Origin of the sequence: Clostridium magnum DSM 2767, from assembly GCF_001623875.1 — a bacterium.
In the GTDB taxonomy this organism is placed as follows: Bacteria; Bacillota; Clostridia; order Clostridiales; family Clostridiaceae; genus Clostridium_AM; species Clostridium_AM magnum.
Map to the genome: position 1 here is coordinate 17,333 of NZ_LWAE01000015.1, position 9,095 is coordinate 26,427.

Sequence of the window (9,095 nt, forward strand, 5' to 3'; positions counted from 1 at the left end):
TGACTAAATGAACATATAGTATTTATTTAGAGTATCCCCTATTCAAATAAAGATGAAATTTTTAAAAAGTGTTTAAATAACATTGCTATAGAATTAATAAACACTTATTTGCTTATATTATAGTAATTAAATAAACAAATTGTTATAATATAAGCAAATATTAAATAAAAGAGGTTGGGATTATATGAATATAGCATATGTAAGAGTTAGTACTGTTGATCAAAATGAGGAAAGACAAATTAAGGCATTAGAAAGATTTAATATAGAAAAGTGGTTTATGGAAAAAGTTAGCGCAAAAGATACCAAAAGAGCAAAGTTACAAGAAATGCTTGAATTTATCAGAGAAGGAGACGTTATATATATTCACGATTTCAGCAGACTAGCTAGAAGCACAAAAGATTTACTCGGCATGGTTGATTACTTTAAAAGCAAGGGCGTGGAGTTAGTGAGTAACAAAGAGAATATAGATACTAATACAGCATCTGGTAAGTTAATGCTAACTATGATAAGCGCTATCTATGAATTCGAAAGATCAAATTTATTGGAACGTCAGAGAGAGGGAATTGCAATAGCTAAAAGTAAAGGTAAATACAAGGGGAGGAAACGGATAGGATATCCTGATAACTGGAATGAGATTTATGCAAGATGGAAAAACAGAGATATTACTGGAAATGAAGCAATGGATTTACTAGGTCTTAAAAGAAATACATTTTACAATCTTATAAAAGAGCATGAAGAAAAATAATTAATAGTAGATACATAATAATTTACTCTAAGGAGGAAGATTAGTGGCATATAGTAAATATTATTACAAAAAAGCTGAGGAAATGTTAAGTGAGTATACAATGTTACAAAGTGAAATAAAAAACCTTGAATTAGATATTGAGGAATCTGAAAAAGAATATAAAGGATGTGGAGCTATAGCATATGAAGAAAGGACAAGTTCCACAAATGCATTTAATAGCTCTGTTGAAAATGAAATGTTAAGCAGAAGAAAGAGAATGGATAGTTTAGTAGACTTAAAACGTAGTAAGGAAATAAGAGTAGAGAGAATAAATAATGCATTAGAGGTATTAAATAATAAAGAAATAAGAATTATTGAATTAAAATTTTTTTCGGAGAGGAAGAAAAGCTGGACGAATGTTTCAAGAAAAATTGATATGTGTGAGGCATGGTGCAGAAAATTAAAAGATAGGGCAATAGAAAAAATGATACCCATATTATTCGTATTTGAAGTTAGTAGCGAAAAAGTGGCGAAAAAATAGCGAAAAAAAGTATAGAAGAGTAGCATTTTTTTCAGATATACTTAAATCATGGAAAATATCAAATCGGCAGTATTACCAGCAGGGACTACAATGGTAATATGTTGTACTTAAAATCTTCCTAAAGCACTTGGAGAAATCCAGGTGCTAATTTATTTTTGGAGGGATTCGCTATGGGAGGATTAAATAAAAAAGACTCAAAGAATAGCAAAAATAAATCCAAATATGAAAAAGACAGATACGAAGAGTTGACTGATGAAGATTTTAGAAGAATGATGGAAGATGCTCCAACATATCGGAGATTTAAGGGAGCTCTAAGACGAACCAGATAGATACCTTATGTAATATACTCCCAGAGGTGGTATAATATAATAAAAGGGGGTTATTACATGGGATTCAGTTTTAGAAAATCAATAAAAATAGGTAAAAATACCAGAATTAATTTTAGCAAAACAGGTGGAATAGGAATCTCGACAGGAGTTAAGGGTGCTAGAGTAAGCATGAATAAAAAAGGAGTCAGAACTACACTTGGTGTAGGTGGATTACAATATAGAAAAGATTATAACTTTAAAAGTACTGCAAGAAAAAAAGAGATACCTAAAGACATTGTAATGTATACTTTACCAGAAGGAGTATATATACCCAAAGTACCAGCTAAAATAACTAATTGGACTATTGGATCAATAGTTTTAGTAATTGCAGGTTTTGTTTTTATACCTGTACTATTATTAGCAGTTCCTAGTTTACTATTTACATTAGGAATAATGGCTACTAATAAAGAGTTTAAAAGTTCATATTTAACACAAAGAGCTATACAACTTTACAAGACAGGGAATTTTGAACTCAGCAAAAAATATTGTATTAAAGCAATAAAAAAGTTTGAAAATAATAATTCTGCAAAAACACTATTAAAACACTTAGAAGCATCACATTGATGCTTCTTTTTATTTAGAGGAGGTGGTAATATGAATGCGGTTGAACCCATAAGAGATATTCAGTTAGTTTATGATATAGCAGATTATTTAAAAACAAAAAACAAAAGGGATTATATTATGTTTTTAATCGGAGTAAATACTGGTCTAAGAATATCAGATATATTGAAGCTTAGAACAAGAGATATAAAAGATTCAAAAGGTAAAATCAGAAATCATATTACCCTTCAGGAAGAGAAAACAGGAAAAGATAAAAAAGTCATAATAAATGATGATTTAAAACCAATTTTAAAAGAATATTTGATAGATAAAAAAGAATATGAATTTATAATTAAAAGTCCCAAGGGAACTAACAAATCACTAAGTAGACAACAAGCTTACAGAATACTTCATGAAGTTGGAGAAGTATTTGATATAGATAGTATGGGCTGCCATACTCTAAGAAAAACCCTTGGATATCATTATTATAAAGAAAAAAAGGATATTGCAGGATTAATGGATTTATATAACCACTCAAGTGAAGCTGTAACACTTAGATATATTGGTGTAAATCAAGATAATAAAGATAAAATAATTAGCAAACTTAAATTCATAAGAAAGAGTTAAAAACGGAAGTATTTTTTTATTTACTCTAGAATGTTACATAAAAATAAGATGTAACATTAAGGGTATATTTTTTTATGCATATTAATGTAGGTAAAATGTCTTTATGAGTTTACAAAATTAATAAAACGTAACATTATTACATAGAATTTTTAACACAATTCAAATTTAGCAGACGTATTCATCAATAGATTATATCAAGTATGTTATGATAAATAAAAGTTAAAGATTAAATATTATAATAAATGTGGTGGCGGAATAGGTAGACGCTTCGTGCAGGCACTTTCAAGGTCATGTTTTGATGTAGCTAGCTGTCTAACGGACAGATATGGGGTTACCAGTCCTCAAAACCAAGCTGGGTAGAGCACGTTGACTATGTAAGGTGCAAATCCTTATCCACATAATAGGCACTCAATAGTGGGTGCCTATTTTTGTTGCATAATATAAAGAACATTTAGAGGAGTTAGTGCAATGAATGAAGCCTTAATAAATAAGAAAGCCAAGTATAGAACGATGGCTATAAGATTTACTAATAAGATAAATAACTTTGTAAGAGTATTAGATAAGTGTGAAGTAAAAGCTAGGGATTCATTAGAAACAATTATATTTAAAAAATATCTTGAGCTAGGAGATGTAGTTAAGGTGGCTGATTATATAAATAATCAAGGCCACAGGATAATGACTAACTCCTATAAAGGAGAAAGAAAGTACATATCAAATGATATAGCTGATATAATAAACAACCCTAATAGCAGCGTAGATAATGAATTAGTAAATGCAATTAAAGAGATGAAGGACATCAATAGAATGCTAATAAAGATGAATGCCAAGAGGCTATTAAAGGCGTAGGTACTTCCAGAACCCTTGAAAGATGCGGGTCGAACGATGCCCGAGGTTTTTCTAGATATAAAATTTTTAAAATCGATGTTTCCGTTTCCTAAAGGTGGTGATAACTATTGGAGGATAAAAGTAAAAAAATTGAAGATGTGGAAAGTGTGGTTGTATCAAGCACTGTTTTAGCTGATTTATTTGGGTTAACAACTAGAAGAATTAGAATGCTAGCAGATGAAGGTGTTATTCAGAAAACTAGCAGAGGTAGATACAATCTTCAAGAAAACATAAAAAGCTATATAGTATATCTAAAAGCAAGTCAGGATTTAAAAGAAAAGACAGCTGACAATGAAATAGATCCTGATAAAGAAAGAGCGTTGTTAACAAGGAGACAGAGGGAAAAACTAGACCTAGAAATAGCAGCAATGCGAGGTCAAATGCATCTTTCAAGTGATGTTGAACGTGTCATGAATGATATGCTAGCTAACTTTAGAGCAAAACTTATTGCTATGCCAACAAAAGTAGCTCCAATTCTTATTGCTAGAACTGATATTTCAGAAATTCAAGAAATATTGCAGAAAGAATTCTTTGAAGTATTACAGGAATTGTCTTGTTATGATCCAGCGACATTTTATAGTGATAAATATATTGAAGTGGATGAAGAAGACTTAGAGGATGGTGTAAGTGGTGAGGAAGAAAATACAGAAGATACAGAATAGAACAATTAAGCTATTCAGAGACATTGCAAAGGTGTTAGCACCTCCTCCAAAACTTACAGTTAGTGAATGGGCAGATAACTACAGAAAACTATCATCAGAAGCTTCAGCAGAACCGGGGCAATGGAGAACTTCAAGGGCACCATACCAAAAGGAAATAATGGATTCTATAAATGACCCTACAATTGAAACAATTATAGTAATGTCATCAGCTCAAGTTGGTAAAACTGAATTGTTATTAAATGTAATAGGATACTTCATGGATTATGATCCGGCACCTATCTTGCTACTTCAACCAACACTAGAAATGGCTGAAGCTTTTTCAAAAGATAGATTAGCGCCAATGTTGAGAGATACACCAGTACTTAAAAATAAAGTTGGAGATATTAAGTCAAAAAACAGTGGGAATACACTATTACATAAAATATTCCCTGGTGGACATATAACCTTAGCTGGAGCAAACTCTCCATCATCACTAGCAAGTAGACCTATAAGGACCTTGTTATGTGATGAAGTTGACAGATATCCTATTTCAGCAGGAACAGAAGGTGATCCTGTAAACCTAGCAGCTAAACGTACTACTACATTTTGGAATAAGAAAAAGATTTATGTATCAACTCCAACTATAAAGGGCGCTTCAAGAATTGAATCTGAGTATGAAGATAGTACCATGGAAGAGTGGTGCTTACCTTGTCCATATTGTGGAAAACTCCAACCATTAACATGGGGGCAGATTAGGTTTGATGATGCTACTATGGAATGCTTGTATTGTAGAGAACGTTCTACTGAAGCAGAATGGAAATCTGGAAAAGGTGAATGGAGAGCTAAAAGTACTCATAGAAACAAAAGAGGTTTTCATTTAAATGAACTATCTTCACCATGGAAAAGATGGAGTGAAATAATTGAAGATTTTAGAGAAGCTAAAAAAAATAGTGAAACATTAAAAGTTTGGGTTAACACTTCACTTGGAGAGAGCTGGGAAGAACAAGGCGAAAAAGCTGATGAAGAAACATTAATGAAACGCAGAGAAAGATATAACTCTCAATTACCAGAAGATGTTTTAATTTTAACAGCTGGCGTTGATACTCAGGATGATAGACTTGAAGTTGAAGTAGTTGGATGGGGTGTGGGGAAAGAAAGCTGGGGAATTGAATATAAGGTTTTCTATGGAGATCCATCTCAAACTGTTGTTTGGAATGAACTTGATGAGTATTTAAGTAGGGTATGGAAACATGAAAATGGTGAAGGATTAGTAATATCATGCACTTGCATAGATAGTGGAGGCCATCATACTAGTGAAGTTTATAAATTTTGTAAAACTAGAGAACATAGAAGAATCTTTGCTGTAAAAGGTAAAGGTGGAGATGGTATTCCGTTTGTTGGAAAAGCATCAAGGACTAACAGGGAAAAGGTAGCTTTATTTATGTTGGGAGTTGACCAGGGGAAAGAAACATTACTATCAAGATTAAAACTAGACTTTGAGGGAGAAGGATATTGTCATTTTCCTATAGAGGGCGACAGGGGGTACGATGAAGCGTATTTCAAGGGGTTAACAAGTGAAAAAAGAACAATTAAGTACTACAAAGGTAAGCCAAAAGTTGAATGGGTAAAGAAATCTGGTACAAGAAATGAGCCGTTAGACCTTAGAAATTATGCTACAGCAGCACTTGAAATCTTAAATCCTAACCTAGAATTACTCAAAAATCAACTAAAGAATAGCAATATAAATAGCAAAAACAGTATAACTAGTACTAATAATGGTATGAGAAGGCGTAGAGTTATATCAAAAGGCTTATAATCTTAGGATTTAGGTCTATTTTTTATTGAAAGGAGCTAATTACAATGGCAGCATGGACAATTCAACAAGCAAGAGATCATTTGCAGGCATGGATGGAAGCAGAACTTAAGGTTACGGCTGGACAAAGTTATTCTATAGGAACTAGACAGTTAACAAGAGCTGATTTAGGTCAAATAAATGAAAAAATTAAGTTTTGGGCCAATGAAGTAGAAAAGTTAGAGGCTAGACAGCAACATAGAGGAACAAACAGGGTATATAGAGTTGTGCCAAGAGATTTATAAGTTAGGCTATTGCAATTGGAGGTGAAAAGATGAATTTACTTGATAAAGCAATTAGTATAGTTGCTCCAGCAACAGCTTTAAAACGTGAAGTAGCTAGACAAAAGTTAACGATAATTAGCAATAGTGGGTATTCACACCATGGAGCCAGTAGAACTAAAAAAAGTTTAATTGGATGGATGTTTGGTGGTGGGAGTGCTAAAGAAGACATTGAGGATAATATACAAATTTTAAGAGAACGATCTAGAGATTTGTATATGGGAACACCTATTGCAACAGGAGCAATAAAAACTTTAAGAACTAATGTTGTTGGTGCAGGGTTAAGGTTAAAACCCCAAATAGACTATGAATTTCTAGGTATGACAGAAGAAGAAGTTTTGAAACTAGAGATGAATATTGAAAGAGAATTTTCATTATGGGCAGACAGTGTAAATTGTGATTTAGCCAGGCTTAATGATTTTTATGAAATTCAACAATTAGTATTTTTGAGTAGCCTTATGTGTGGGGACTCTTTTGTATTGTTACCCTATACCCGAAGAGTTGCATCGCCATATGATTTGAGAATACAACTTATAGAAGCTGATAGAGTATGTAACCCATATAACAAAATAGGCTCAGATATAATAAGTGCAGGAGTTGAATGTAATGAAAATGGAGAGATAGTAGCATATCATATAGCAAATTTTCATCCGTTATCTAGAAGTAGAATTAATAATGAGTGGACGAGAGTTGAGGCTTTCGGAAAGAAAACAGGCAGAAGAAATGTTATCCATATTATGGAGAGCGAACGTATAGGGCAAAGACGAGGTGTTCCTATTCTAGCCCCTGTGATAGAAAGTTTAAAACAACTAGGACGTTATACTGATGCTGAACTTATGGCAGCAGTCGTTAGTGGTATGTTTACTGTATTCATTGAAACTGAAAATCCAAATGATGCGCCTTTAGGGGAACTAATTAGTGACGAACAAAGAGTAGATGATGCAGATCAGAATAGTTTAGAGATGGGAAATGGAGCAATAGTAGCACTGGCACCAGGTGAAAAAGCTAATATGGCAAATCCTACAAGACCAAATTCAGCATTTGATGTATTTATTACATCAATATGTAGGCAAATAGGAACAGCTCTTGAATTACCACATGATTTACTACTAAAACAATTTAATGCTTCTTATTCTGCTTCAAGGGCAGCTTTACTAGAGGCATGGAAAATGTTTAAAATGCGTAGAACATGGCTTGCAAATGATTTTTGTCAACCGGTTTATGAAGAATGGTTATCAGAAGCAGTTGCTAAAGGGAGGATATATGCACCAGGTTTTTTTGATAGTGAGATTGTTCGCAAAGCTTATTGTAATGCAGAATGGAGTGGGCCATCACAAGGACAACTTGACCCAGTAAAAGAAGCTACTGCGGCAGCTATTCGTGTTGAAAATGGTTTTTCTACTAGAACAAGAGAAACCGTAGAGCTTACAGGTGGTGATTTTTATAAGAATAATAAACAAAGAGTAAAGGAAGAGAAAATGAGGCAAGAAATACCAGGTATAAGTGATATGAAAGGAGGAACTGTAAATGAAAATAATTAATATTAAAGGGAGAATTATTGGAAATGGTAGTAAGTGGATTTACGATTGGCTAGATATCCCAGCAACATGCCCTAAAGATGTGTCAAGCGTTCTACAAGATGTGAACAATGAAGATATAGAAATCCACATTAATAGCGGTGGTGGTTCAGTATATGATGGATATGAAATTTATAATGCCATAGCAGAATACAAAGGGAATGTAACTATAAAAATAGTAGGATTGGCGGCAAGTGCAGCATCTTTCATATCTCAAGCACCAAATGCAAAGTGTTATATGAGTCCATTAGCTGAAATGATGATTCATAATTCTTCAACTTATGCAGAAGGACAACATCAGATCATGGATAGTACAAGCCAAATGCTACAAGTAACAGATGCTACTATAGCTAAAGCTTATACACTTAAAAGTGGCAAATCAGATAAAGAAATACGAGCACTTATGGAAGCTGAAACATGGCTTACAAGTGAACAGGCAAAAGAACTAGGTCTTATTGATGGGATTTTGTTTGAGAGTAAAACAGAGCCTAAGCAATCTTATAAGCTTTATAATGCATTAAATCTTGATGACGATATCATTTTAAGTGATTTAGAAAAATGCAAAACAATAGATGAACTTAAAAATAGGCTCACAGAAAACTTAGACAAGATGTTTAAAAATGCAAGTCAGAATCAACCTACTGTAATTAATGCGGTAGTTGAAAATAAAAAACAGGAGGAAAACAAAATGAATTTAGAACAACTTAAGTCAGATCATGCGGATTTATACAATCAGATTGTACAAGATGTAACCGCAGAAGCAGTAACAAACGAAAGAGCTAGAATTAAATCAATTAATGATTTAGCAATGCCTGGATTGGAAAATTTAATCAATGAAGGCATTGAAAAAGGTGATTCAGCTGAAAAAGTAGCCATGAACATTATTAAGGCACAAAAAGAGAAAGGTTTACAGCACATTCAGGATGCAAAACAAGATGCTATAAACGCAAATCTTAATAATGTATCAAGTGTAGCAGTACCAGAAAAGACTGATACAAAACAAGATGCATTAAATTTACTGGTAAGTGCAGCCGAATCTATTACTGGAGGTAGATAATA

General features: G+C 32.9%; 11 protein-coding genes. All 11 read left to right on the top strand.

Annotated elements, in window-relative coordinates; translation table 11 throughout:
• Positions 1–184: 184 nt before the first annotated feature.
• The 11 genes from CLMAG_RS28465 (at position 185) to CLMAG_RS28510 (ending at position 9,093) form a co-directional block, all read left to right on the top strand.
• Complete coding sequence (locus tag CLMAG_RS28465; protein ID WP_066630716.1) at positions 185–745, top strand: recombinase family protein; 561 nt, start codon at positions 185–187, stop codon at positions 743–745.
• Between the two features lie 43 nt (positions 746–788).
• Positions 789–1,265, top strand: a complete 477-nt coding sequence (locus CLMAG_RS28470) for a hypothetical protein (protein ID WP_082832133.1) — start codon at positions 789–791, stop codon at positions 1,263–1,265.
• A 170-nt stretch (positions 1,266–1,435) separates the two neighbouring features.
• Positions 1,436–1,594, top strand: coding sequence for a hypothetical protein (locus CLMAG_RS32785; protein WP_161487056.1), 159 nt, complete (start codon positions 1,436–1,438; stop codon positions 1,592–1,594).
• 57 nt (positions 1,595–1,651) lie between these two features.
• The gene (locus CLMAG_RS28475) at positions 1,652–2,197 is read left to right on the top strand and encodes a DUF4236 domain-containing protein (RefSeq protein WP_066630717.1); all 546 of its coding nucleotides are present in this window, start codon (positions 1,652–1,654) and stop codon (positions 2,195–2,197) included.
• 30 nt (positions 2,198–2,227) lie between these two features.
• Positions 2,228–2,800 carry a tyrosine-type recombinase/integrase gene (locus tag CLMAG_RS28480; RefSeq protein ID WP_066630718.1) on the top strand — a complete coding sequence of 191 codons (573 nt, stop codon included), beginning with the start codon at positions 2,228–2,230 and terminating at the stop codon, positions 2,798–2,800.
• A gap of 468 nt (positions 2,801–3,268) precedes the next feature.
• The gene (locus tag CLMAG_RS28485; protein WP_066630720.1) at positions 3,269–3,646 is read left to right on the top strand and encodes a hypothetical protein; all 378 of its coding nucleotides are present in this window, start codon (positions 3,269–3,271) and stop codon (positions 3,644–3,646) included.
• A 107-nt stretch (positions 3,647–3,753) separates the two neighbouring features.
• A complete protein-coding gene (locus tag CLMAG_RS28490) occupies positions 3,754–4,347 on the top strand; it encodes a hypothetical protein (RefSeq protein ID WP_066630721.1) in 594 nt (197 codons plus the stop codon).
• Entirely contained in the window at positions 4,316–6,142 is a 1,827-nt protein-coding gene (locus CLMAG_RS28495) for a phage terminase large subunit family protein (RefSeq protein ID WP_242873164.1), read from the top strand. Before CLMAG_RS28490 ends, CLMAG_RS28495 begins: the two co-directional genes overlap by 32 nt.
• 44 nt (positions 6,143–6,186) lie before the next feature.
• A complete protein-coding gene (locus CLMAG_RS28500; RefSeq protein WP_066630723.1) occupies positions 6,187–6,423 on the top strand; it encodes a DUF6148 family protein in 237 nt (78 codons plus the stop codon).
• A 29-nt stretch (positions 6,424–6,452) separates the two neighbouring features.
• Entirely contained in the window at positions 6,453–8,000 is a 1,548-nt protein-coding gene (locus CLMAG_RS28505; RefSeq protein ID WP_066630725.1) for a phage portal protein, read from the top strand.
• A complete protein-coding gene (locus CLMAG_RS28510) occupies positions 7,987–9,093 on the top strand; it encodes a head maturation protease, ClpP-related (RefSeq protein ID WP_066630727.1) in 1,107 nt (368 codons plus the stop codon). The genes CLMAG_RS28505 and CLMAG_RS28510 overlap by 14 nt, the downstream gene beginning before the upstream one ends.
• Positions 9,094–9,095: the final 2 nt, after the last annotated feature.